This is a genomic window from Ectopseudomonas toyotomiensis, from assembly GCF_900115695.1.
GTDB classification, from domain to species: domain Bacteria; phylum Pseudomonadota; class Gammaproteobacteria; order Pseudomonadales; family Pseudomonadaceae; genus Aquipseudomonas; species Aquipseudomonas toyotomiensis.
On sequence record NZ_FOXK01000001.1, the window covers coordinates 525,842 to 549,290 of the forward strand.

Sequence of the window (23,449 nt, forward strand, 5' to 3'; positions counted from 1 at the left end):
GTAATCAGGACTGCGAAGTGGAGAAGCGCCATGGACCACTATCACCTGATGTTGATACTGCTGATCGGTGGCTTTCTGCTGCTGGGAGTCGGCTTCAACTTTCGCGAACACGAATGGGGCGTACGCGTGCTGGGTTTGGGCGTATTGCTGATGCTGGTGCCGATTGCGTTGCGGGTGCATCTGGCGTTGGCGTAACCCTAGGGTGCCCATGCGCACCGGGCAACATCGATGATGCCGGGATTCATTCGGGCAGGGTGTTGCGAACAGCCGGTGCGCGCGGCGCACCCTACGGGGATCATCGCCAGATAGTTCGACAGAGGCTACGCGACGTTCCCTAGAGTGCGCCATGCGCACCGGGGGATATGGGGCCCTACGGTTTCTGCCAGCGCTCGGCGGCGCTCTGGTCGCTGCAGCGGCCTTCGACCCAGCGCGGGCCTTCGCTGGTGTCTTCCTTCTTCCAGAACGGCGCGCGGGTCTTCAGGTAATCCATGATGAAGTTGCAGGCATCGAACGCGGCCTGGCGATGGGCGCTGCTGGTGCCGACGAAGACGATGGGCTCGCCCGGCTCCAGACGGCCGATGCGGTGGATGATCTCGATGCCCAGCAGCGGCCAGCGCTCACGCGCCTCATCGGCGATCTTGGCCAGCGCCTTTTCGGTCATGCCGGGGAAGTGTTCGAGGAACATGCCGCCGACTTCGCGACCTTCATTGAAGTCGCGCACGTAGCCGACGAAGGTGACCACCGCGCCGATGCCGAGGTTGGCGGCATGCAGGGCGTTGAGCTCGGTGCCGGGGTCGAAGGGTTGGGCTTGGACGCTGATGGTCATGGGGATCTCGTTTGCAAAGGACGCTGGTCAAGGGCAGGCGGCTTGGAGAGATTGGTGGGCTTAAGCCCACCCTACGCGTGGTACATCATCGCGGCTGAAACGGAACGCCGCCCGGCCCAACCCTAGGGTACCTGCATCAACCGCCGGTAACGGTGGGGAAGAAGGCGACCTCGTCGCCCTCGGCCAGCGGTTCGTCAAGACTGCACAGTTCCTGGTTGCGCGCACACATCAGGTTCTGCTCGCCCAGCACTTCCCATTCGCCGCCACGGGCGACCAGGTGCAGGCGCAAGTCGTCGAGGGTGGCGAAGTCGCCGCTGAGTTGTTCGTCGTCACGGCCCAGGGCTTCACGGTAGCGGGCGAAATATTGCACGCGGATCATGCTTGTTCCTCCAGCTTGTAGTGACCGCTCTTGCCGCCGAGTTTTTCCAGCAGGCGCACCTGCTCGATGACCATGCCGCGATCCACGGCCTTGCACATGTCATAGATGGTCAGCGCGGCGACGCTGGCGGCAGTCAGTGCTTCCATCTCGACACCGGTTTGCCCGGACAGTTTGCAACGCGCGGTGATATGCACGGTATCAGCGCCTTCGGCGCTGAGTTCGACCTTGACGCCGGTGAGCATCAGCGGGTGGCACAGGGGGATCAGATCGCTGGTTTTCTTCGCGGCCTGGATGCCGGCAATGCGCGCCACGGCGAATACGTCGCCCTTGGGATGCTCGCCGGCGACGATCATCTGCAGGGTGGCGGGCAGCATGCGCACGCGCGCTTCGGCGGTGGCTTCGCGGAAGGTGGTCGCCTTGTCGGTGACGTCGACCATGTGCGCGCGGCCTTGGGAATCGAGGTGGGTCAGCACGGGAAAGCTCCAGACGGTAATCGACCGATTGTAAACCTGCAGGTCAGGATTTCGTAGCCCGGATGAAATCCGGGGCCAGAGGCAGCAAAAATCCCCGGATTTCATCCAGGCTACGCTTCTGTAGGAGCGGATTTATCCGCGATCATCGCGGCTGAAGCCGCTCCCACGGGACTTGTGGCGATTCGTTAATGCAGACTAAAACGCCCCTGCTCTTGCGAACAGGGGCGCGGGTGTTTCACAGCCCGAGGGTTACATATGGGTTTCCGCGTACTCCGCAAGGATCGAGCGCGGTACGCCTTGCAGGGTGATGTGCACGCCGTGCGGGAAGTCCTTGAAGCGTTCGGTGAGGTAGGTCAGGCCCGAGCTGGGCGCTGACAGGTAGGGGGTGTCGATCTGCGCCAGGTTGCCCAGACACACCACCTTCGAGCCGTTGCCGGCACGGGTGATGATGGTCTTCATCTGGTGCGGGGTGAGGTTCTGGCATTCGTCGATGAGGATAAGGCTCTGCTGGAAGCTGCGCCCGCGGATGTAGTTGAGGGATTTGAACTGCAGCGGCACCTTCTGCAGGATGTAGTCGACGCTGCCGTGAGTGCTCTCGTCCTCCATATGCAGCGCCTCGAGGTTGTCGGTAATCGCGCCGAGCCAGGGCTCCATCTTCTCCGCCTCGGTGCCGGGCAGAAAGCCGATTTCCTGATCCAGCCCCTGCACGCTGCGGGTGGCGATGATGCGCCGGTAGCGCTTGCTGACCATGGTCTGCTCGATAGCCGCGGCCAGCGCCAGGATGGTCTTGCCAGAGCCGGCGGCGCCGGACAGGTTGACCAGGTGGATGTCCGGGTCGAGCAAGGCGAACAGCGCCAGCGCCTGATGGATGTCGCGCGGTTTCAGGCCCCAGGCTTCCTGGTGCAGCAGCGGCTCCTGATGCATGTCGAGGATCACCAGCTCGTCGCCCTTGATCGCCTTGATCCAGCCGACGAAACCCTGTTCATCGAGGATGAACTCATTGACGTGAACCGCCGGCAGGTTGTCGATGAGTTGCACGCGATGCCAGGTGCGCCCGTGGTCCTGACGGGTGTCGACCTTGCTCACCCTATCCCAGAACGAGCCGGGCATGTCGTGATAACCCTTCGACAGCAGCGAGACGTCATCGACCAGTTGGTCGGTGTGGTAGTCCTCGGCGTCGATCCCGCAGGCGCGCGCCTTCAGGCGCATGTTGATGTCCTTGGTCACCAGCACCACGGACAGGCCGGGGTTGCGGGTCTTCAGCTCCACCAACTGGTTGATGATCTTGTTGTCGTTGAGGTTTTCCGGCAGCCAGGTCACCGGCGCCGCACTTTTACTCATAAGGATGGAAAGACGACCGCAGGGGCCGCTCTTGCCGCGCTGGATGGGTACCCCGTACTCGACGTCCTCGGGCTCCGCCCCGGCGAGAATCTGATCGATCAGGCGGATGGCCTGGCGACATTCGGCGGCGACGCCGTGCTTGCCGGATTTCAGTTTGTCGAGTTCCTCCAACACCGTCATCGGGATGGCGACGTGGTGTTCTTCGAAGTTGAGCAAGGCGTTGGGATCGTGAATCAGGACGTTGGTGTCGAGAGCGTAGAGGGTTGGAGCGGTGGGCTTGGAGCGTCCGTGGTCATCCATACGTCGGTCACCTTCTTGTAGTAGCCAGGCGACGCAATACCAGGTGCGGTGCTGCGCCGAACAGAGACCGCCGACTTTTTCAGGTCGGGGCCGAAAGGTGGCAAGCAAGGTGAGGGCCAATGGCCGCCACCTGTCTGCAGGTTTCGGCGGTCTTGCTTTTTTATTACTCCAATTCACATGACAGAAAAACGTTTTTTTATCGCCACACAGGTTTATTTGCAGAGGCGACAGATAGTGCTTGGCGAGCCGCCAGCACCCCGTTAAAGTCCGAAGTCCTACCTGCTGTAACTCGCCTCCCTTACCCGCTCCCACTTGCAGCATGCCGCGCCAATCAGGTGCAGGTAACGCTTCGCCCCTGCTCATTGCTGGCAACCGCTTCGCGAGCAAAGCTCGCGCCTACAACAGCCGCGCAGCGGTTCTGCTCAATCACCCCGATAAGTGGTCTTGCCGCTCCCCTGCCCTCTAGCAAGCTGTTGAAAAACTACCTGCGTTGCCATTGCTGCGTTAAAAACAGGCTCAAAATGCTCATTTACAACTCGTAAACTCCGCTTTTTCGCCTGTTTTTGCCTTGCACTGGCTGCCTCGACTACGTTTTTCAACGGCCTGCTAGAATCGCCGTCACGCTTTCTGGAGACTCCGCACATGCTGATGGTGATTTCACCGGCCAAGACCCTCGACTACGAGACGCCGCCTGCCACCCCGCGCTTCACCCAACCCGAACACCTCGACCACGCCCAGGAGCTGATCGCCCAGCTGCGCGACTTCAGCCCGGCGCAGATCGCCGAGCTGATGGGCCTGTCGGACAAGCTCGCCGGCCTCAATGCCGCACGTTTCGGCAGCTGGGAGCGACCGTTCAATCCGTCCAACGCCAAGCAGGCGCTGCTGGCGTTCAAGGGCGACGTGTACACCGGGCTGAACGCCGAGGATTTCTCCGAAGAGGATTTCGACTTCGCCCAGACTCACCTGCGCATGCTTTCCGGCCTTTACGGTGTGCTGCGCCCGCTGGACCTGATGCAGGCCTATCGCCTGGAAATGGGCACCAAACTGGCCAACGTGCGCGGCAAGGATCTGTATGCCTTCTGGGGCGAGCGCATCAGCGGCTGGCTGAACGAAGCGCTGGCCGCCCAGGGCGACGATGTGCTGCTCAACCTGGCCTCCAATGAGTACTTCGGCGCGGTCAAGCGCAAGGCGCTGAATGCACGCCTCATCGATACCGAGTTCAAGGACCTGAAGAACGGCCAGTACAAGATCATCAGCTTCTACGCCAAGAAGGCCCGTGGCCTGATGGCGCGCTACGTGATCAAGGAGCGCCTGACCAACCCCGAGGGCCTGAAGGACTTCAACTATCAGGGCTATCGTTATTCGGCCGAGCATTCCAAGGCCGACAGCCTGGTTTTCCTGCGCGACCAGCCGCAAGACTGACCCTACACCGGCCAACCCCATGCACCGCTCATCGGCTGCTGCATGGGTTCGGCCGCTGCGCTTGTCGATCCCCGCCTTCCCCGCCCTGCCGCTTCGTTGCGCCCTGAGCGCTGCGCCTGACAAAAATTCCCTCGCCGTTGCGTTTGATTCTCAAAACCTGTTTGGCATCACAGTTTCAGCGCGAGCGCACTTTCCACAGAACTTATTGCCCCGTTAAGTTATCGGATAGTTTCGAGCGCATTAATGGACATATTGCCATCATGCATTTTGCAACTTGCCATTATATTGCAATCAAATTAGCCGTTCAGCTTCGGTTCAGCTTCAGGACGAACGGTAGGAACTATCCGAAAGGGCCGCTACTCATACAGCCCGTAACACATTTCAATACATAACTTTCTGATCACTTGAGACTGCCAGATAGCGAATTAACTTTCGCCGGACAGCTTCACCCGAAGAAAAGTTCGTGTATTTCAAAGGGAGATATAGCAACCCGTCACAGTACCGAGATAGAGGCCTCAAGCGAGGCGGCAGCGACAACATCAAAGGGCCACCCTTCAATATAAAGGCCCACATTTGGTGCCACTTCCGGCGCCCCACTCTATTTATGCCTGAATGAACTTGCTCGTATTAAAGCAGCAAGTTCACGGACTAGTTTTGGCCATAAGGCCAGTATTTGAAACTGCATCGAACGGACGAGGTGAATACCATGCGAATCAGTATCTTCGGTTTGGGTTATGTAGGTGCCGTTTGTGCCGGCTGTTTGTCGGCACGCGGTCACGACGTGATTGGCGTGGATATCTCCGCGAACAAGATCGACCTGATCAACAACGGCAAATCGCCCATCGTTGAACCGGGTCTGGAAGAACTGCTGCAACAGGGTCTGCGTCAGGGTCGCCTGCGCGGCACCACCGACGTCGCCGCTGCCGTTCTGGAAAGTGATGTGTCGTTCATCTGCGTCGGCACGCCGAGCAAGAAGAACGGCGACCTGGAGCTGAACTACATCGAAGGCGTGTGCCGCGAGATCGGCATGGCCATGCGCGACAAGAACGAGCGCCACACCGTGGTGGTACGCAGCACCGTGCTGCCGGGCACTGCCAAGAACGTCGTACTGCCGATTCTCGAAGATTGCTCGGGCAAGAAGGCTGGCGTCGATTTCGGCCTGGCGGTGAACCCCGAGTTTCTGCGTGAAAGCACCGCGATCAAGGACTACGACTTCCCGCCGATGACCGTCATCGGTGAGCTGGACACCGCCTCCGGCGACCTGCTGGCCAGCATCTACGAAGAACTCGACGCCCCGATCATCCGCAAGGACATCGAAGTCGCCGAGATGATCAAGTACACCTGCAACGTCTGGCACGCGGCCAAGGTCACCTTCGCCAACGAGATCGGCAACATCGCCAAGGCAGTCGGCGTCGATGGCCGCGAAGTGATGGATGTGGTCTGTCAGGATCACAAGCTCAACCTCTCCAAGTACTACATGAAGCCCGGCTTCGCCTTCGGCGGCTCCTGCCTGCCCAAGGACGTGCGCGCGCTGAACTACCGCGCCGGCAGCCTGGACGTGGAAGCGCCGCTGATCGGTTCGCTGATGCGCAGCAACGCCGCCCAGGTGCAGAAGGCCTTCGACATCATCGCCAGCCACGACTCGCGCAAGGTCGCCCTGCTCGGCCTGAGCTTCAAGGCCGGTACCGATGACCTGCGCGAAAGCCCGCAGGTGGAGCTGGCGGAAATGCTCATCGGCAAGGGTTTCGACCTGAGCATCTACGACCGCAACGTCGAGTACGCGCGCGTGCACGGCGCCAACAAGGAGTACATCGAGTCGAAGATCCCGCACGTCTCCTCGCTGCTCAACAGTGACCTGGACGACGTGGTGGCCAAGGCCGACATCATCGTCCTGGGCAACAGTGACGAGCGTTTCGCCAAGCTGGCCGAGCAGGCGCCAAGCGGCAAGCGGGTGATCGATCTGGTCGGTTTCATGCCCCACGCCAGCAATGGCGTGGCCGAAGGCATCTGCTGGTAAGGACCCGAACGTACCTGCGCGCCCCGCGCGTGCAGGTACTCGGAGACGCATATGGACAAGCTCAAGAACGGCCTCAACCAAGCCAGCGGCTGGATGCTCTATCTCAGCCTGCTGATGCTGCTGGCACTGGCCCTGCCACGCACGGTGTTCGACCCCGAAGCGCGGGATTTCATCCTGCTCATCGGCATCGTCGGCATCTGGCGCTATTCCATGGGCGCCATGCACTTCGTGCGCGGCTGCCTGTTCCTTTACCTGGTCTACCCCTGGTATCGCCGCAAGGTTACAAAACTCGGCAAGGACGCCGACCCCTCTCATGTGTTCCTGCTGGTCACCAGCTTCCGCATCGAGGCGCTGACCACCGCCATGGTCTACCGCTCGGTAATTCGCGAAGCCATCGACTGCGGCTATCCATGCACCGTGGTGTGCTCGATCGTCGAGCTCTCCGACGAGCTGCTGATCAAGAACCTCTGGGCTCAGGCCGAGCCGCCGACGCATGTCACCCTGGACATCGTGCGCATCCCCGGCACCGGCAAGCGTGATGGCCTGGCCTATGGTTTTCGCGCCATTTCCCGGCAGATGCCGGACCGTGATGCGGTGGTGGCGGTGATCGACGGCGACACCGTGCTCGAGCCTGAAGTGGTCCGTAAATGCGTGCCCTGGTTCAAGCTCTTCCCCAACGTCGGCGGGCTGACCACCAACGAGTTCTGCGAGGTACGCGGCAGCTACCTGATGAGCGAGTGGCACAAGCTGCGCTTCGCTCAGCGCCACCTCAACATGTGCTCGATGGCCCTCTCCAAACGGGTGCTGACCATGACCGGGCGCATGTCGGTGTTCCGCGCCAGCGTGGTGACCGACCCCGAGTTCATCCGCGACGTGGAAAGCGATCACCTGGAACACTGGCGCCTGGGCCGCTTCCAGTTCCTCACCGGTGACGACAAGTCCAGCTGGTACAGCCTGATGCGCCTGGGCTACGACACCTTCTACGTGCCGGATGCGGCGATCAACACGGTCGAGCACCCGCCGGAGAAGAGCTTCATCAAGGCCAGCCGCAAGCTGATGTTCCGCTGGTACGGCAACAACCTGCGGCAAAACTCGCGCGCCCTGCGTCTGGGCTTGGGTCGCCTCGGCGCCTTCACCAGCCTGGTGCTGTTCGACCAGCGCGTGTCGATGTGGACCTGCCTGCTGGGCCTGTGCGTGGCGATCATCGCCAGCATCAAGTACAGCCTGATGTACCTGCTGATCTACCTGCTGTGGATCGGTAGCACGCGGCTGATCCTGACGCTGCTGCTGATGCTCTCCGGCCACCGCATCGGCCCGGCCTACCCGGCACTGCTCTATTACAACCAGATCGTTGGCGCGATGGTGAAGATCTACGTGTTCTTCCGTCTCGACCAGCAATCCTGGACGCGCCAGAACACCAAGCTCAACCGCGGCCTGTCCAGCTTCGCCAACTGGTTCAACAGCTGGTCGTCGCGTGCCATGACCTTCTCTGCCTCCTGTGTCTTCATCGCCGCGCTGCTGGCGCTGGTGTGACCGTACTCGAATAGGAATTAGCCACCATGAACTCCGTCGCCAATCACAACGTCGTCCATGAGTCCGAGGCCCAGCGCCAGCATGCCCGCGTCAAGCTGCCAGGGCGCTTGCGCTTCACCAATGCCAAGGGCGAACGCATCGACGCACGCCTGCAGGATGTCTCTGCCGGCGGTTTCAGCTTCACCAACGAAAAGACCACGCACAAGGTCGGCGATTTCCATCGCGGCCAGTTGCAGTTCCAGCTCGACAGCCTGGTGCTGGGCCTGGACGTGGAGTTTCAGGTCAACTCGGTACAGCCGGAGCACAACCGCGTCGGCTGCCAGTTCCACGGCCTCGGCGCTCGGGAAGCTGCCGCCCTGCGCCACCTGATCAGCGCGCACCTGGCTGGTGAACTGGTCAATGTCGGCGAGGTGCTGCACATCCTCCAGCGCGACAACTTCACCAAGGCGCGCAAGAACGGCGCAGGCGGTGGCATGGGTATGTTCGGCCGCCTGCGCGCCGTGACCTTCAGCGGCGCGATCTTCCTCATCGGTCTGGCCGCCTTCGGCTACATCGGCAAGTCGATATACGGCCTGTACTTCGTCACCCACGCACAGTCGGCGCAGATCAGCCTGCCGGCGCTGCAGGTGACCATGCCGCGTGAAGGCAGCGTGCAGGCCCTGGTTCAACCCGACGGTATCGTGGAAAAGGGCGCACCGATCGCCACCTTCACCACCAGCATGCTGGAAATGCTCAAGGGCCACCTGGGCGACGATCAGCTCGAACCGAGCCAGATCGAAGCACTGTTCGCCCGCGAGATGCAGGGCACCCTGACCAGCCCGTGCAACTGCAAGATCGCCCGCCAACTGGTGGCCGACGGTCAGTTCGCCAGCAAGGGCGACGTGATCTTCGAACTGGTGCCGCAGGATGGCGTGGCCACCGTCAGCGCCAGCTTCCCCTACCGCCACCTGGAGCAGGCTCGTCCCGGCACCCCGGTGACCTTCAAGGTCGCGGGCGAAGACCAGGCGCGTCAAGGCGAGATCGTCAGCAGCGCCCTGCATGACGGCGGCCTGAGCTCGGACATCCGCGTGGTGATCAAGCCGCAGGACACCCTGCCGGCCAGCCTCGCCGGGCAACCGGTGGACGTGGTCATCGACCGTGGTCCGTCGCTGGGCTGGCTGGTTGATCGCGCCGTCGCGGCAGGTCGCTGAGGAGGTCACGCCGTGAGCATGCCCCTTCTTCGCCCTGCCCTGCTCAGCCTCGCCGTCAGCGCCACGCTGGCCGGCTGCGCCGGCCTGCCGGACCAGCGCCTGGCCCGCGAAGCCCTGCAGAGCGGCGACCAGCAGACCGCCGAGTGGCATTTCCGCCAGCTCGCCGAGATGGGCTACAGCGATGCGCAGATCGGCCTGGCTGACATCTACGCCGCCAATGGCCAGAACCAGGATCTGGATGAGGCCGAGCGCATCTATCGCCAGGCCATGGATGGATCGCCACGCGCCAAGGCGCGCCTGGGCAAGCTGCTGGCGCGCAAGCCCGGCAGCACCCTGGCCGAACGCCGCGAGGCCGCCGAACTGCTGGAAAGCGCAGCTCAGGCTCGCGAGCCAAGCGCGCTGCTGCCGCTGACCGAACTCTACCTGTTCTATCCACAGGACTTTCCCGCCATGAACATCGCACAACGTATCCAGGACTGGCGCCAGCAGGGTCTGCCGCAGGCGGAACTGGCGCAGATCCTTCTGTATCGCACCGATGGCACCTACGACCAGCACCTCGGCGAGATCGAGCGCATCTGCCAGGCGCGCCTGGCCAGCAACGACGCCTGCTACGCCGAACTGGCCACCGTGTACCAGAAGCAGAACCGCGAAGACGACCGTCAGGCGCTGATCGACCAACTGCTGGCGGGCTACCGCGCCGGCAATGTTTCACCCAACCAGGTCGAGTCCGTGGCTCAAGTCCTCAGCGACCCTGAGGTCGGCCAGCCACAGCCGCAGCAGGCACAGGACCTGCTCGAGGCGATCGCACCGAATTATCCGGCCGCCTGGGTCAGCCTGGCGCGCCTGCTTTACGACTATCCGGGGCAAGGCGATATCGAGACCCTGCTCGGCTATCTGGAGAAGGGCCGCGAAGCTGCCCTGCCACGTGCCGAGCTGCTGCTCGGCCGCCTGTACTACGAAGGCAAGCTGCTGCCGCAGCAGCCGAAGAAGGCCGAAGAACACCTGCGCAAGGCCGCGCCCAGCGAACCCAGCGCCAATTACTACCTGGGGCAGATTTACCTGCGTGGCTACCTCGGCGAGGTCTATGCCCAGCAGGCGCTCGACCACCTGCTCAGCGCTGCGCGCGCCGGCCAGCTCAGCGCCGACTTCGCCCTGGCGCAGATGTTCAGCCAGGGTCGCGGGGTCAAGCCCAACCCGGTCAACGCCTATGTATTCAGCCAACTGGCCCTGCCGCGCAACACGCCGCCGACCTTCGAGCTGGCGCACGAGGTGGCCGAGAGCCTGACCCCGGCACAACTGGCCGAAGGCCAACGCCTGCTGCGCGAGGAGCGCGATGCCCGCGGCATCGTCCTGCAGCAGCAGGCTGCCCTGCAGGCGAGCCAGCCATGAACAAGGATGCACGCATGCAGCTAAACCGTATCGTCAGCCAATTGGGGCTGAGCGCCAGCCTGCTGGCAGCCAGTGCTGCCTGGGCGGCGGATGCACCGAAGAATTTCGGCCTGGATGTGAAGATCACCGCGCAATCGGAAGACGACCGCGACCTCGGCACCCGCGAGGGTGGCGACGTCAGCGGTATCGGTCTCGACCTGCGCCCCTGGGCCTACGGCGAACGCGGCAACTGGAGCGCCTTCGCCATGGGCCAGGCAGTGACCGCCACCGACACCATCGAAACCGACCCGCTGCAGGACGACGGTGAAGACAGCACGCAGCGCAGCGACGCCCGTCAGCCGGACAAAAGCTACCTGGCCATGCGCGAATTCTGGGTCGACTACGCCGGCCTCACCGCCTACCCCGGCGAGCACCTGCGCGTCGGCCGTCAGCGCCTGCGTAGCAACGAAGGTACCTGGTGGGACACCAACATCGAGGCGGTCAACTGGCGCTTCGATACCACCCTACTGCAAGCCAACGTCGGCGTCGCCGAGCGCTTCTCCGACTACCGCACCGACCTCGATGACCTGGCGCCCGAAGACGAAGACCGTCGCCACTTCTTCGCCGGCCTCGACTACCAGTGGACGCCCGGCCACCGCATCGGCGCCAAGCTGCACCATAGCCGCGACGACGGCCGCCTGGCCAATCCCGGCGAGCGTGTCGACGAGCTGAGCAAGCGCTACACCGGTGACCTGACCTGGTTCGGCCTGCACGCCGACGGCGGCTTCTTCGAGCGCAATTCGCGCAACCGTCTCAATTACTGGGCGCAGCTGACCTGGCTGCAGGGTGATACCGATCAGTTGCAGCAGCAAGTGGTCGGCAGCGACCGCATCGCCACCGGTTCGCGCAGCCAGGACGTCGACGCCTGGGCCATGGACCTGGGCCTGCGCTACAGCCTCGATGACAACTGGAAGATCGGCGCCGCCTATGCCCGTGGCAGCGGCGGTGGCGACGAAGGCAAGTCGCGCCAGTTCATGCAGACCGGCCTGCACAGCAACCGCGCCAACTTCACCGGCGTCGAATCACGCCTGCACCGCTACGGCGAAGCCTTCCGCGGCGAGCTCTCCAACCTGCAGGTGGCCAGTGCCTTCAGCTCCTGGCAGCTGGGCCAGGACTACGACGCCAGCGTCGTCTATCACCGCTTCTGGCGCGTCGATGGCGACCAGGACGTTGGCGACAGCGGCATCACTGCACCGCTGGTGGCCGGCGAGAAAGATATCGGCCAGGAAGTCGACCTGGTGCTGACCCGCTACTTCAAGCAGGGCCTGCTGCCGGCCACCGTCGCCGAACAACTGGAAGACCGTTCGGCCCTGGTACGCCTGCGCGCTGGCGTGTTCCTGCCGGGCGACGCCTACGGCAGCGGCACCGACTCGGTGATGCACCGCGCCTTCGTCGACTTCATCTGGCGCTTCTGAGGGATCGGATCATGCAACCCAACGGCTTAGCCCTACCCCTGCTGCTCGGCGCGCTGTGTCTCACAGTGCCCCTGGCCCAGGCCAACCCGACGCAGCACCAGTTCGACTACCGCGTGCGTAGCGCACCGGCGGACGAACTGCATATGGAAGCACCCACGCTGCCGGACCTGTCCGGCTACACCAAGGAGGCCGTGCTGGCCAAGATTCCGCGTGAAAAACGCGGCCAGGTGGTGGTGCGGCGCATGCTGCGCCAGGACGCGCTGAAGGACTTCACCGGCGGCAACGAACGCCTACGCGAATGGATCAAGCGCCAGCAAGGCATGCCCCAGGCGATCTTCATCGAAGGTGGCCTGGTCACCGCCCAGGACATCGCCAAGGCGCTGCCCGACAGCCAGTTCGCCGAACAGGAGCCGGGCGTGTACCTCGCCCGCCTGCCCATCGTCGTGGCAGAAGGCGCGGCGCTGCACGTCGGCAAGGAAACCCGCGAACTGCGCCTGTCGCAGGAGCGCGGCTCGTTTCTGGTCAACGATGGCCTGATGTTCCTCACCGACACCCGCGTCACCGCCTGGCGTGAGGCCGATAACGGCCCGGCGAGCATGCGCGACAACGGCAAGGAGTTCCGCCCGTTCCTGGTTTCCTGGGGCGGCAGCGAGCTGTATATCGCCAGCAGCGTGCTGACCAGCCTGGGCTACGACAACTCCAAGTCCTACGGCGTATCGATCACCCAGTACACGCCGAACATGCACGAGCGTCTGCAACGCGAGGAGCCGACCGGCTGGCTGATCGATTCCGAGTTCGTCGACCACTGGTACGGCTTCTACTGCTACGAAGCGCAGAACGTGGTGATCAAGGGCAACACCTACCGCGACAACATCGTCTACGGCATCGACCCGCACGACCGTTCGCACGGCCTGATCATCGCCGAGAACAAGGTCTTCGGCACCAAGAAGAAGCACGGCATCATCATCTCGCGCGAGGTCAACGACAGCTGGATCATCAACAACGAGAGCTACGACAACAAGCTCTCCGGGGTGGTCATCGACCGTAACAGCGAGCGCAACCTGATCGCCTACAACCGCGTGCACGGCAACCACTCCGACGGCATCACCCTGTACGAGAGCGGCGACAACCTGCTGTGGGGCAACCAGGTGCTGCGCAATCAGCGCCACGGCATCCGCATCCGCAACAGCGAGAACATCCGCCTCTACGACAACCTATCGGCGATGAACCAGCTGACCGGTGTGTACGGCCACATCAAGGACCTGTCGGACACCGACCGCGACCTGCAGCTGGACCCGTTCGACACCAAGATCTCGATGATCATCGTCGGCGGCACCCTGGCCGGTAACGGCTCCAGCCCGATCAACATCGACTCGCCGCTGTCGGTCGAGCTGTACCGCGTGAAGATGCTCGCGCCGCGCAAGAGCAGCGGCATCCAGCTCGCCGGCATCCTCGGCGAGAAACAGGACGAAATCCTTGACCTCATGGTGCGCCAGCGCCTGCCCGTGCTGATCGATCCGATCGAGCCCGAGCCGATGACCAACTGACGAGGCCTCCCATGACTGCACACACACTCAAGACCCTGGCCCTGGCAGTGACTTGCGCCGCATTCGGCAGCGCGTTGCAGGCCGAAGAACGCCAGGCGCCGCAATACCAGGTGGAAGATTGCTGCTCGCTGTGCCCGGCTGCGCACGACGCCAGCCGTTACACCACCAACTACATGAAGAACTTCGTCACCCTGATGGATGCTGACGAGGGCTGGCTGTTCCGCAGTGTCGAAGACCTGCGCACCGAATTCGGCACCAGCGAAGTCGGCTACCAGCGCCTCAAGGAACTGCGCGACGGCCTCAAGCAGCGCGGCGTGGAACTGGTGGTGGTCTATCAACCGACCCGCGGCCTGGTCAATCGCAGCAAGCTGCGCCCGGCCGACTACCAGCGCTTCGACTACGACAAGGCGTTGCGCAACTACCGCCAGGCGCTGACCCGCTTCGAACAGCTGGGTATCTGGGTGCCGGATCTGACGCCGCTGACCGACGAGGACAGCGACAAGGAGTTCTACTTCCGCCGCGACCAGCACTGGACGCCCTACGGTGCCGAGCGCACCGCACGCCTGGTGGCCGAGACGGTCAAGCGTATCCCCGGCTTCGAAGATATTCCACGCAAGGAGTTCGTCACCGAGCGCGTCGGTCTGATGGGCAAGACCGGCACCATGCAGAACGTCGCCAGCCAGCTGTGCGGCACCGGCTATGCGGTGCAATACGTCGACCAGTTCGTCACCGAGCCCAAGAACGCCAGCGATGGCGACGCGCTGTTCGGCGACGACAGCAGCCCCAAGATCACCCTGGTCGGCACCAGCCACAGCGGCAAGAACTACAACTTCGGCGGCTTCCTCGAAGAATACCTGGGCACCGACGTGCTCAACGCGGCCTTCCCCGGCGGTGGCCTGGAAGGGGCGATGATCGAGTACCTGGCCAGCGATGCCTTCCAGAACGACCCACCGAAGGTGCTGATCTGGGAATTCTCACCGCTCTACGACCTGGCCTCGGACAAGATCCACCGCCAGTTGATGGCCAGCCTGAACAACGGCTGCAGCGGCCAGACCGAGCTGCTCGCCAGCGAGAAACGCCTGCATCCGGGCAGCAACGAGATACTGGTCAATGGCGAGAACAAGCTGCTGACCCTGCGCGGCAACCGCCACCAGCTCGACCTGCGTTTCAGCGATCCGTCGGTCAAGCGCGTCGACGCCACCATCTGGTACCTCAACGGTCGTCGCGAACAGCTCAAGCTGGAGAAGCCCAACACCGTCGATACCGACGGGCGCTTCGCCGTGGAACTGCGCGATGAGCCGGGCTGGGGTGATCAGAACTTCTTCGCCCTGGAAATCCAGAAGCCCGAGGACAGCGCCGACGACCTGAAAGTCCAGGCCAGCCTGTGCCAGCGCCCTAGCGGGCCCAACCAGCAGGTCGCGCAGCACAGCGCGAACGACTGAGGAGGCCATCATGCCCAAACGACTCGCTCCACTCACGCTCATGGCGCTGCTGCTCAGCGGCCCAGCCTTCGCCGCGCTGCAGCCGCCAGCGGGTTACTACGCCGCTGTGGGCCAGCGCGAGGGCAAGGCGCCCATCTGCCCGGCGGTGCCGCAGCCGTACACCGGTGAGCTGCAGTTCACCAGCAAGTACGAAGGCTCCGACAGTGCCCGCGCCACGCTCAACCGCAAGGCCGAGAAGAACTTCCGCGAGCAGACCTCGCACATCACCCGCCTGGAAAAGGAAGCCGGGCGAATGATCACCGGTTACATGCGTACCGGTCAGCCGGAGCGCCTGGAATGCGCCATCGAATGGCTGGATCGCTGGGCCAGCGCCGATGCCCTGGAGTCCGAGCAGTTCAACCACACCGGCAAGTCGATGCGCAAATGGGCGCTGGGCAGCCTGGCCGGCGCCTGGCTACGCCTGAAGTTCTCCGAATCGCAGCCGCTGGCGGCCTACCCGCAGCAGAGCGCACGCATCGAAGCCTGGTTCACCCGCCTGGCCGAACACACGGTGCGCGAGTGGAGCGACCTGCCGCTGCGCAAGATCAACAACCACAGCTACTGGGCGGCCTGGTCGGTGATGGCGGTCGCGGTGATCAGTGATCGCCGCGACCTGTTCGACTGGTCCGTGGGCCAGTTCCGCATCGCTGCCAACCAGGTCGATGACGAAGGCTACCTGGCCAACGAAATGCGCCGCAGCCAACGCGCCCTGGCCTACCACAACTATGCCCTGCCGCCGCTGGCGATGATCGCCGCGTTCGCCGAGGCCAACGCAGTCGACCTGCGCGGTGAAAACCACGGCGCCCTGCAGCGCCTGGCCGAACGTGTGCTGCAAGGCGCGCGCGACCCGGCTGCGTTCGCCCAGCGCACCGGCGCCAAGCAAGACATGAGCGAGCTGCGCAAGGACTTCAAGTACGCCTGGCTGGCGCCCTACTGCAGCCTCTACGCCTGCAGTGAAGAGACCCGCGAACTGAACCAGGAGATGGGGCCGTTCAACAGCTTCCGCCTCGGTGGCGAGGTAACCCAGGTATTCGAAAAACCGTAGGAGCGGCTTTAGCCGCGATTTTCGCGGATGAATCGGCTCCTACGGGACGTAACAAAACAAACCCTCCGTTCGCGGGGGGAAAGGGGGGCGCTGCCCCGGCTGTTCACGGAGAAGCACGGATGGTCTTTTCATCCAACGTCTTTTTGTTCCTGTTCCTGCCGATTTTTCTCGGCCTGTACTATCTGTGCCCGAATCGCGGGCGCAATCTGCTGATCCTGATCGGCAGCTACACCTTCTACGCCTGGTGGCGGGTGGATTTCCTTCTGCTGTTCGCCGCCGTGACGCTGTGGAACTACGTCTTCGGCCTGCGCATCCATGCCCACGCCGGCACCCAGGCGGCGCGCCGCTGGGTGGTGGCCGGGGTGGTCGGCAACCTGGCCACGCTGGGCTACTTCAAGTACGCCAACTTCGGTGTGGCCAATATCAACGCCGTGCTCGAATCGATGGGGATGGAGCCCTTCGTCCTCACGGCGGTGATCCTGCCGATCGGTATCTCCTTCTACATCTTCCAGTCGATCAGCTACCTGATCGACGTGTACCGCCGCGACACCGAACCGACGCACAACCTGATCAACTTCGCCGCCTTCATCGCCCTGTTCCCGCAGCTGATCGCCGGCCCCGTGCTGCGCTACAAGGACCTGGCCGACCAGTTCACCGACCGCACCCACAGCCTCGACAAGTTCAGCGAAGGCGCCACGCGCTTCATGCAGGGCTTCGTCAAGAAGGTGTTCATCGCCGACAGCCTGGCGCCGCTGGTGGACCACTGCTTCGCCCTGGAAAACCCCAGTACCGGCGATGCCTGGCTGGGCATGATCGCCTACACCGCGCAGCTCTATTTCGACTTCTCCGGCTACAGCGACATGGCCATCGGCCTGGGCCTGATGATGGGTTTTCGCTTCATGGAGAACTTCAACCAGCCCTATATCAGTCAATCGATCACCGAGTTCTGGCGGCGCTGGCACATCAGCCTGTCCACCTGGCTGCGTGACTACCTGTACGTGCCGCTAGGCGGCAATCGCCATGGCACCTTCAACACCTACCGCAACCTGTTCCTGACCATGCTGCTGGGCGGCTTCTGGCATGGCGCCAACTGGACCTTCCTGATCTGGGGCGCCTGGCACGGCACCTGGCTGGCCATTGAACGGGCGCTCGGCGTGAAAGCCGCACCGATTGTGTTCAACCCGCTGAAATGGGCCTTCACCCTGCTGCTGGTGATGCTCGGCTGGGTGATCTTCCGCGCCGAGAACCTTGAGGTGGCCGGACGCATGTACGCCGCCCTGTTCAGCTTTGCTGACTGGCACCTGAGCGAGCTGACCCTGGCGCACATCACTGGTTTGCAGATGGCGACCCTGGCGCTGGCCTGGGTGGTGATCGCCGTCAACGGCGCCCGCCAGTTCCTTGCCAGCCGCCATCACGAGCCGGGGCTGACCCTGGCCAGCGCCGGTGTCGCCCTGCAGGCCGTCGACCTGCGCATGGTGGCCCTGCGCGGCGCCCTGCTGCTGTTGTTCTGCGCCTCGCTGCTCAAGCTCTCGGCGCAGAGCTACTCCCCCTTCCTCTACTTCCAGTTCTGAGCGGAGGCCAAGCATGAATCGCCCCATCAAGACCCTGTATGTCGCACTGTTCGCCCTGCTGCTGTTGCCGGTCAGCGTGCTTGCCCTGAGCAAGCTCGGCGGCTACAGCATGCCGGCGCAGCCGAGCGTGCTCGACGGCGGCCTGGCCAAGAGCATCGAGCATCACTACGACGAGAACTTCCCGCTCAAGCAGGCCGGTATCAACCTGTGGGCCGCCGTGGAATACCTGGCGTTCGGCGAAGGCCGTAGCGGCCTGGTGATCGGCGAAGACGGCTGGCTGTACTCGGACGAGGAGTTCGACCCGGTGGTCGACGGTCAGAGCCAGCTGCGCGACAACCTGGCGCTGATCCGTGGCGTGCAGCGCCAACTGGAAGAACGCGACATCCAGCTGCTGCTGGCCATCGTCCCGGCCAAGACCCGCCTGTACCCGGAGCACACCGGCAGCCATCGCCCCAGCGCTCTGCAGCGCAGCCTCTATCCGCGCTTTCACCGCGCCGTGCGCAACGCCGGGATCGCCGCACCGGACCTGCTCGCACCGCTGCAGGCAGCCAAGGACGAAGCACCGATGTTCCTGCGCACCGACACCCACTGGACCCCGGACGGCGCCGACGTCACTGCCAAGGCGCTGAGTGAAGTGGTGCGTAGCGCCATGCAGTTGCGGGGCGAGCCGCAGCAGTTCATCACCGAAACCGTGGAAACCCGCACGCATCAGGGTGACCTGACGCGCTTCCTGCCGCTGGCTCCCCTGTTCGAAAGCCTGATGCCCCAGGCCGACCGCCTGCAGCAGCGTGAAACCCACGCCGCCGAAGGTGGCGGCGACGACCTGTTCGGCGACAGCGACCTGCCGGTGACGCTGGTCGGCACCAGCTACAGCGCCAACCCCGCCTGGAACTTCGCCGGGGCCCTGCGTGAACACCTGCAGCGTGACCTGGCCAACCACGCCGAGGAAGGCGGCGGACCGCTGGTGCCGATGCTCAAGTACCTGCAGAGCGAGGACTTCGAGAACAACCCACCGCAACTGGTGATCTGGGAGTTCCCCGAGCGCTACCTGCCGATGACCAGCGATTTCACCGATTTCGACCCGCAATGGCTCGCCGCACTCAAAGACGACGGCGAGCACCAGGGGCTGGCCGCTGCCAGTCACTGATTCATCCCCCAAGGAGGACTATCCGATGAACAACACGCAAACCACCCTACGCCGCTTCACGCTGGGCGCCTGCGCCCTGGCCCTGGGCCTCGGCATGCTCCAGGCACAGGCCGATGACGGCGCCCTCTACGGACCCAAGGCGCCCAAGGGCTCGGCCTTCGTCCGCGCCTACAACGCCAGCAGCGCCGAGCTCGACGTCAGCGTCGGCCAGACCCAGCTCAAGCAGATCTCGCCGCTGGGCTCGAGTGACTTCAAGTTCCTCCCGGCCGGCAGCTATCAGGCCCAGGTCGGCAACGCACAGATGGCGGTGGATCTGGAGGCCGCGCGTTACTACACCCTGGTCAGTCAGACCGGCGCCGAGCCGCGCCTGGTGGAAGAGCCGCCCTTCACCAGCCGGCAGAAAGCCCTGTTGCGCGTACAGAACCTGACTGACAGCACCCTCAGCCTGAAGACTGCCGACGGCAAGACTGCCGTGGTCGCCGACGTCAAACCCGACGGCCGTGGCGACCGCGAGATCAACCCGGTGAAGGTCGGCCTGGCGCTGTTCGAGGGCGAACGCAAGGTCGCCGACCTCAAGCCGGTGACCCTGGAGCGCGGCGAAGTGGTCAGCCTGTTCGTCACCGGCGGTCAGGGCAAGTTGTCGCCGGTGTGGGTCAAGCGCCCCATCGACGGTTAAGGCAGTGAGTTTCTAGAACAAGGAAAACGGCGGGTACACGTCGCACCGACACGACACGGGCAAACCACTTGATCAATCGCTCAGGAGAGACACAACCATGACCCCCATCATCCTATCCGGTGGCAGCGGCTCGCGACTCTGGCCTCTTTCGCGCAAGCTGTATCCCAAGCAATTCCTCGCCCTGACTGGTGAGCAGACACTGTTCCAGCAGACCCTGCAGCGCCTCTCCATCGAGGGTATGCAGCCGCCAGTGCTGGTGGCCAACCAGGAGCACCGCTTCATCGTCCTCGAGCAACTGGAGCAGATCGACCTGCAGGCACAAATGCTGCTGCTCGAGCCCTTCGGCCGCAACACCGCACCGGCCGTGGCCATGGCCGCCCTGCAATTGGTCGCCGAAGGTCGTGACGAACTGATGCTGGTACTGCCGGCCGATCACGTACTGGACGATCAGCAAGCCTTCCGCCAGGCCCTGGCGCTGGCCACCGTGGCCGCTGAAAAAGGCGAAATGGTCCTGTTCGGTGTGCCGGCCGACCGCCCGGAGACCGGCTACGGCTATATCCGTGGCCAGGCCGACGGCACCCTGCCCGATGGCGTGGCGCGCGTCGCCAACTTCGTCGAAAAACCCGACGCCCAGCGCGCCACCGAGTACGTGAGAAGCGGCGACTACTACTGGAACAGCGGCATGTTCCTGTTCCGCGCCAGCCGCTTCCTCGAGGAGCTCAAGCACCACGACGTGGATATCTACGACACCTGCCTGCTAGCACTGGAACGCAGCAAGCGCGAAGGCACGCAGATCGCCATCGACCCGGCCACCTTCGCCTGCTGCCCGGACAACTCCATCGACTACGCCGTGATGGAGAAGACCAGCCGCGCCTGCGTGGTACCGCTGGCCGCCGGCTGGAACGATGTCGGCAGCTGGTCGTCGATCTGGGAAGTGCACGACAAGGACGAAGCCGGCAACGTCACCAAGGGCGACGTGGTAGTCGAGGACAGCCGCAACTGCCTGATCCACGGCAATGGCAAGCTGGTCTCGGTGCTCGGCCTGGACGACATCGTCGTGGTGGAAACCAAGGACGCCATGATGGTGGCGCACAAGGACCGCGTACAGGACGTCAAGAAGCTGGTGAGCAAGCTGGACGCGCAAGGCCGCTGCGAGACCCAGAACCACTGCGAGGTGTACCGCCCGTGGGGCTCGTACGACTCGGTGGACATGGGTGGCCGCTTCCAGGTCAAGCACATCACCGTCAAACCGGGCGCGCAGCTCTCCTTGCAGATGCACCACCACCGTGCCGAGCACTGGATCGTGGTGTCCGGCACGGCCAAGGTGACCTGCGACGACCGTGAGTTCCTGCTCACCGAGAACCAGTCCACCTACATCCCGATGACCTCGGTGCACCGCCTCTCCAACCCGGGCAAGATCCCACTGGAGATCATCGAAGTGCAGTCCGGCACCTACCTCGGCGAAGACGATATCGAGCGTCTGGAAGACGTGTACGGCCGTAGCGATGCAGTAGCTGTCGGCGCCGCACACTGAGCTGTTCGTAGCCGGATGCAGTCCGGGTCGATATCGGCCCCGGATTGCATCCGGACTACGTCCTTGTTCATCCGAGGCATACGCGCAGTGAGCTCCCCTATCTCATTCATGGGAGAGTGGTTGGGGGCAGAATACGCCCACGCCATTGAAGGTTCTGCCTTCCCCGCCCCCCTTCCCGCCAGGTGAAGGAAGCTGTCACACCCTGCGACAGCCCACGCGGTTACCCTGACCTGAGAGCTTGTGTAGGATGAGTGCAGACTCCCCAAAGGACTGCGCTCATGCTGTTCGGCATCGTACTCGTCATCACCTGGCTGATCCTGCTGATCCGCTATCCGACCAAGGCGCTACCGGTGTCCATGGCCGCGCTGGTCGGTCTCGGCCTGGTGGCCACCTGGGTGATCTGGCAGGAAAGCCGCGACGAGCGCTACCTCGCCCATCTCGAACTGCGCCTGAGCTACGACCCGCAGCGCTGCCCCGCTGATCGCCCGCTGGCCATCGACCTGAAGAACGGCAGCGACGCCGCCCTGCTGGAACTGCGCTGGGAAGTCGCTGCCTACCGTCCCGGCAATGCCACCAACCTGGCCCAGCGCCTTTACGAATCGCCACGCTACAGCGGCCCCGGTGAACTGCTGCCGGGTGCCAGCTGGAGCGACTGCATGCCCCTGCCCGACCTGCGCAGCGGCTATCGCCCGGCTACGCTGGAGTTTCGCGCCGAGCGCCTGCAAGGCAAGTTCATCCGATAACCCGTAGGAGCGTTGCGGCGTCATACGCGTTCGCGAGCAGAGCCCGCGCCTGCATGCCCGACATCCGTTGCCAGCCTCCTAGGGCGGACTCAGGACCCTAGGCGAACAGTCCGCCATCACCTCAAGCCAAGCCTGCTAAGCTGCAACCCCATTCGCGTCTCAGGGAGTCCCGCGCATGCCCCAACCCAGCGTCCTTATCACCGGCTGCTCCAGCGGCATTGGCCGCGCCCTGGCCGACGCCTTCAAGGCGGGTGGCTACGCCGTCTGGGCCACGGCGCGTAAGGAGAACGACCTCACAGCGCTCGAGCAAGCCGGGTTCAACGCGGTGCAGCTCGACGTCAACGATGGCCAAGCGCTGCAACAGCTGAGCGCTCGCCTGAGCGAGGAGATCGGCGGCCTCGATGTGCTAATCAACAATGCAGGCTACGGCGCCATGGGCCCGCTGCTCGACGGTGGCGTGGAAGCCATGCAGCGGCAGTTCGAAACCAATGTCTTCTCCATCGTTGGCGTGACCCGCGCGTTCTTCCCGCTGCTGCGTCGCAGCCGTGGCCTGGTGGTGAATATCGGCAGCGTTTCCTCAGTACTGGTGACACCCTTCGCCGGTGCCTACTGCGCCTCCAAGGCTGCCGTGCATGCCTTGAGCGACGCGCTGCGCATGGAGCTGGCGCCCTTCTCCATCGAGGTGATGGAAGTGCAGCCCGGCGCCATCGCTTCCAGCTTCGGCGCCAACGCCAGCCAGCAAGCCGAGGCGCTGATCCGTGAAGATTCGCCCTGGTGGCCGCTGCGCGAGGGCATCCGCGCCCGCGCCAATGCCTCGCAGGACAACCCGACTCCGGCCAGCGACTTCGCCGCGCAACTGCTGGCCGCCGTACAGCGCGACAAACGCCCGCGCCTGCTACGCCTGGGCAATGGCAGCCGCGCCCTGCCACTGCTCGCCACACTGCTGCCCAAGGCGCTGCTCGAGAGCGTGCTGCGCAAACGCTTCGGCCTGGTGCAAAACCTGTGAGCCAAGGCCTGCAACTGCGCTACTACGCGGCTTCGGGGATAGTCGCGGCGATCGTGCTGAACCTGCTGCTGCGTACCTTCGTGCGCCTGGGCGGCGTGTTCACTACATTGCTGATCGCCGCCGTCATTGCGGCCGGTTTGGCGCTGGTGTTTCACTGGCGCCAGGGTCGCGCGCCCAGCAGCGCTGAGCGCTGGCGTTTCACCCTGCTCTATGGCGGTGTGCTCGGGCTGCTCTATCTCGGCCTGCTGGGCATGATGTACCTGCAGGACACGCCCAGCCCCATGGGCCTGTTTCTCTTCAGCCTGCATTATCTGTGCTACCCAGTGCTGGCCTGGCTGGCGTTTTCGCCACGCCATGGCCGCTGATTTTTCGTCA

Annotated in this window: 22 protein-coding genes; 18 read left to right on the plus strand and 4 right to left on the minus strand. The window is 63.8% G+C overall.

Annotation, left to right across the window (positions count from 1 at the left end):
• Positions 1 to 30 precede the first annotated feature (30 nt).
• A complete protein-coding gene (locus BM186_RS26555; RefSeq protein ID WP_017678165.1) occupies positions 31 to 195 on the plus strand; it encodes a hypothetical protein in 165 nt (54 codons plus the stop codon).
• Between the two features lie 175 nt (positions 196 to 370).
• Here the strand turns inward: BM186_RS26555 and moaE are convergent, their stop codons facing one another.
• The 4 genes from moaE to BM186_RS02655 all read right to left on the minus strand — a co-directional run bounded on the left by moaE (position 371) and on the right by BM186_RS02655 (position 3,319).
• Positions 371 to 826, minus strand: coding sequence for a molybdopterin synthase catalytic subunit MoaE (moaE, locus tag BM186_RS02640; RefSeq protein WP_074913455.1), 456 nt, complete (start codon positions 824 to 826; stop codon positions 371 to 373).
• Between the two features lie 136 nt (positions 827 to 962).
• Positions 963 to 1,205: a MoaD/ThiS family protein gene (locus BM186_RS02645; RefSeq protein WP_003459467.1), complete on the minus strand. Its 243-nt coding sequence runs from the start codon at positions 1,203 to 1,205 to the stop codon at positions 963 to 965.
• The gene (moaC, locus tag BM186_RS02650; protein WP_074913456.1) at positions 1,202 to 1,678 is read right to left on the minus strand and encodes a cyclic pyranopterin monophosphate synthase MoaC; all 477 of its coding nucleotides are present in this window, start codon (positions 1,676 to 1,678) and stop codon (positions 1,202 to 1,204) included. The genes BM186_RS02645 and moaC overlap by 4 nt, the downstream gene beginning before the upstream one ends.
• Positions 1,679 to 1,927: 249 nt before the next feature.
• Complete coding sequence (locus BM186_RS02655) at positions 1,928 to 3,319, minus strand: PhoH family protein (protein ID WP_072422980.1); 1,392 nt, start codon at positions 3,317 to 3,319, stop codon at positions 1,928 to 1,930.
• A gap of 119 nt (positions 3,320 to 3,438) precedes the next feature.
• On the opposite strand from BM186_RS02655, the gene BM186_RS26210 reads away from it, so the two are divergent.
• From BM186_RS26210 to BM186_RS02735, 17 genes are all read left to right on the plus strand, one after another.
• A complete protein-coding gene (locus BM186_RS26210; protein WP_139227998.1) occupies positions 3,439 to 3,861 on the plus strand; it encodes a hypothetical protein in 423 nt (140 codons plus the stop codon).
• Between the two features lie 100 nt (positions 3,862 to 3,961).
• Positions 3,962 to 4,741: a peroxide stress protein YaaA gene (gene yaaA / locus BM186_RS02660; RefSeq protein ID WP_072422981.1), complete on the plus strand. Its 780-nt coding sequence runs from the start codon at positions 3,962 to 3,964 to the stop codon at positions 4,739 to 4,741.
• 706 nt (positions 4,742 to 5,447) lie between these two features.
• Complete coding sequence (gene algD / locus BM186_RS02665) at positions 5,448 to 6,758, plus strand: GDP-mannose 6-dehydrogenase (RefSeq protein ID WP_072422982.1); 1,311 nt, start codon at positions 5,448 to 5,450, stop codon at positions 6,756 to 6,758.
• A gap of 51 nt (positions 6,759 to 6,809) precedes the next feature.
• Positions 6,810 to 8,291, plus strand: coding sequence for a glycosyltransferase family 2 protein (locus BM186_RS02670; RefSeq protein ID WP_074913457.1), 1,482 nt, complete (start codon positions 6,810 to 6,812; stop codon positions 8,289 to 8,291).
• Between the two features lie 26 nt (positions 8,292 to 8,317).
• Positions 8,318 to 9,481: an alginate biosynthesis protein Alg44 gene (locus tag BM186_RS02675; RefSeq protein ID WP_074913458.1), complete on the plus strand. Its 1,164-nt coding sequence runs from the start codon at positions 8,318 to 8,320 to the stop codon at positions 9,479 to 9,481.
• A gap of 12 nt (positions 9,482 to 9,493) precedes the next feature.
• Positions 9,494 to 10,870, plus strand: a complete 1,377-nt coding sequence (gene algK, locus BM186_RS02680) for an alginate biosynthesis TPR repeat lipoprotein AlgK (RefSeq protein ID WP_083431554.1) — start codon at positions 9,494 to 9,496, stop codon at positions 10,868 to 10,870.
• A 14-nt stretch (positions 10,871 to 10,884) separates the two neighbouring features.
• Complete coding sequence (locus BM186_RS02685) at positions 10,885 to 12,324, plus strand: alginate export family protein (RefSeq protein WP_074913529.1); 1,440 nt, start codon at positions 10,885 to 10,887, stop codon at positions 12,322 to 12,324.
• A gap of 11 nt (positions 12,325 to 12,335) precedes the next feature.
• Entirely contained in the window at positions 12,336 to 13,871 is a 1,536-nt protein-coding gene (gene algG, locus BM186_RS02690; RefSeq protein WP_072422985.1) for a mannuronan 5-epimerase AlgG, read from the plus strand.
• An 11-nt stretch (positions 13,872 to 13,882) separates the two neighbouring features.
• Positions 13,883 to 15,313, plus strand: coding sequence for an alginate O-acetyltransferase (locus tag BM186_RS02695; protein ID WP_074913459.1), 1,431 nt, complete (start codon positions 13,883 to 13,885; stop codon positions 15,311 to 15,313).
• Between the two features lie 10 nt (positions 15,314 to 15,323).
• Complete coding sequence (locus tag BM186_RS02700; RefSeq protein ID WP_074913460.1) at positions 15,324 to 16,397, plus strand: mannuronate-specific alginate lyase; 1,074 nt, start codon at positions 15,324 to 15,326, stop codon at positions 16,395 to 16,397.
• Between the two features lie 119 nt (positions 16,398 to 16,516).
• Complete coding sequence (locus tag BM186_RS02705; RefSeq protein ID WP_072422988.1) at positions 16,517 to 17,968, plus strand: MBOAT family O-acyltransferase; 1,452 nt, start codon at positions 16,517 to 16,519, stop codon at positions 17,966 to 17,968.
• A 13-nt stretch (positions 17,969 to 17,981) separates the two neighbouring features.
• Complete coding sequence (locus BM186_RS02710) at positions 17,982 to 19,115, plus strand: alginate O-acetyltransferase (protein ID WP_074913461.1); 1,134 nt, start codon at positions 17,982 to 17,984, stop codon at positions 19,113 to 19,115.
• 25 nt (positions 19,116 to 19,140) lie between these two features.
• Positions 19,141 to 19,791 (plus strand): alginate O-acetyltransferase AlgF, encoded by a 651-nt coding sequence (locus BM186_RS02715; protein ID WP_072422990.1) that lies wholly within the window; start codon positions 19,141 to 19,143, stop codon positions 19,789 to 19,791.
• A 97-nt stretch (positions 19,792 to 19,888) separates the two neighbouring features.
• Positions 19,889 to 21,325: a mannose-1-phosphate guanylyltransferase/mannose-6-phosphate isomerase gene (locus BM186_RS02720; protein WP_074913462.1), complete on the plus strand. Its 1,437-nt coding sequence runs from the start codon at positions 19,889 to 19,891 to the stop codon at positions 21,323 to 21,325.
• Between the two features lie 278 nt (positions 21,326 to 21,603).
• Positions 21,604 to 22,068, plus strand: a complete 465-nt coding sequence (locus BM186_RS02725) for a hypothetical protein (protein ID WP_059390552.1) — start codon at positions 21,604 to 21,606, stop codon at positions 22,066 to 22,068.
• A gap of 175 nt (positions 22,069 to 22,243) precedes the next feature.
• Positions 22,244 to 23,074 carry an SDR family oxidoreductase gene (locus BM186_RS02730; RefSeq protein ID WP_074913463.1) on the plus strand — a complete coding sequence of 277 codons (831 nt, stop codon included), beginning with the start codon at positions 22,244 to 22,246 and terminating at the stop codon, positions 23,072 to 23,074.
• A complete protein-coding gene (locus BM186_RS02735) occupies positions 23,071 to 23,439 on the plus strand; it encodes a hypothetical protein (protein WP_074913464.1) in 369 nt (122 codons plus the stop codon). Before BM186_RS02730 ends, BM186_RS02735 begins: the two co-directional genes overlap by 4 nt.
• Positions 23,440 to 23,449 lie beyond the last annotated feature (10 nt).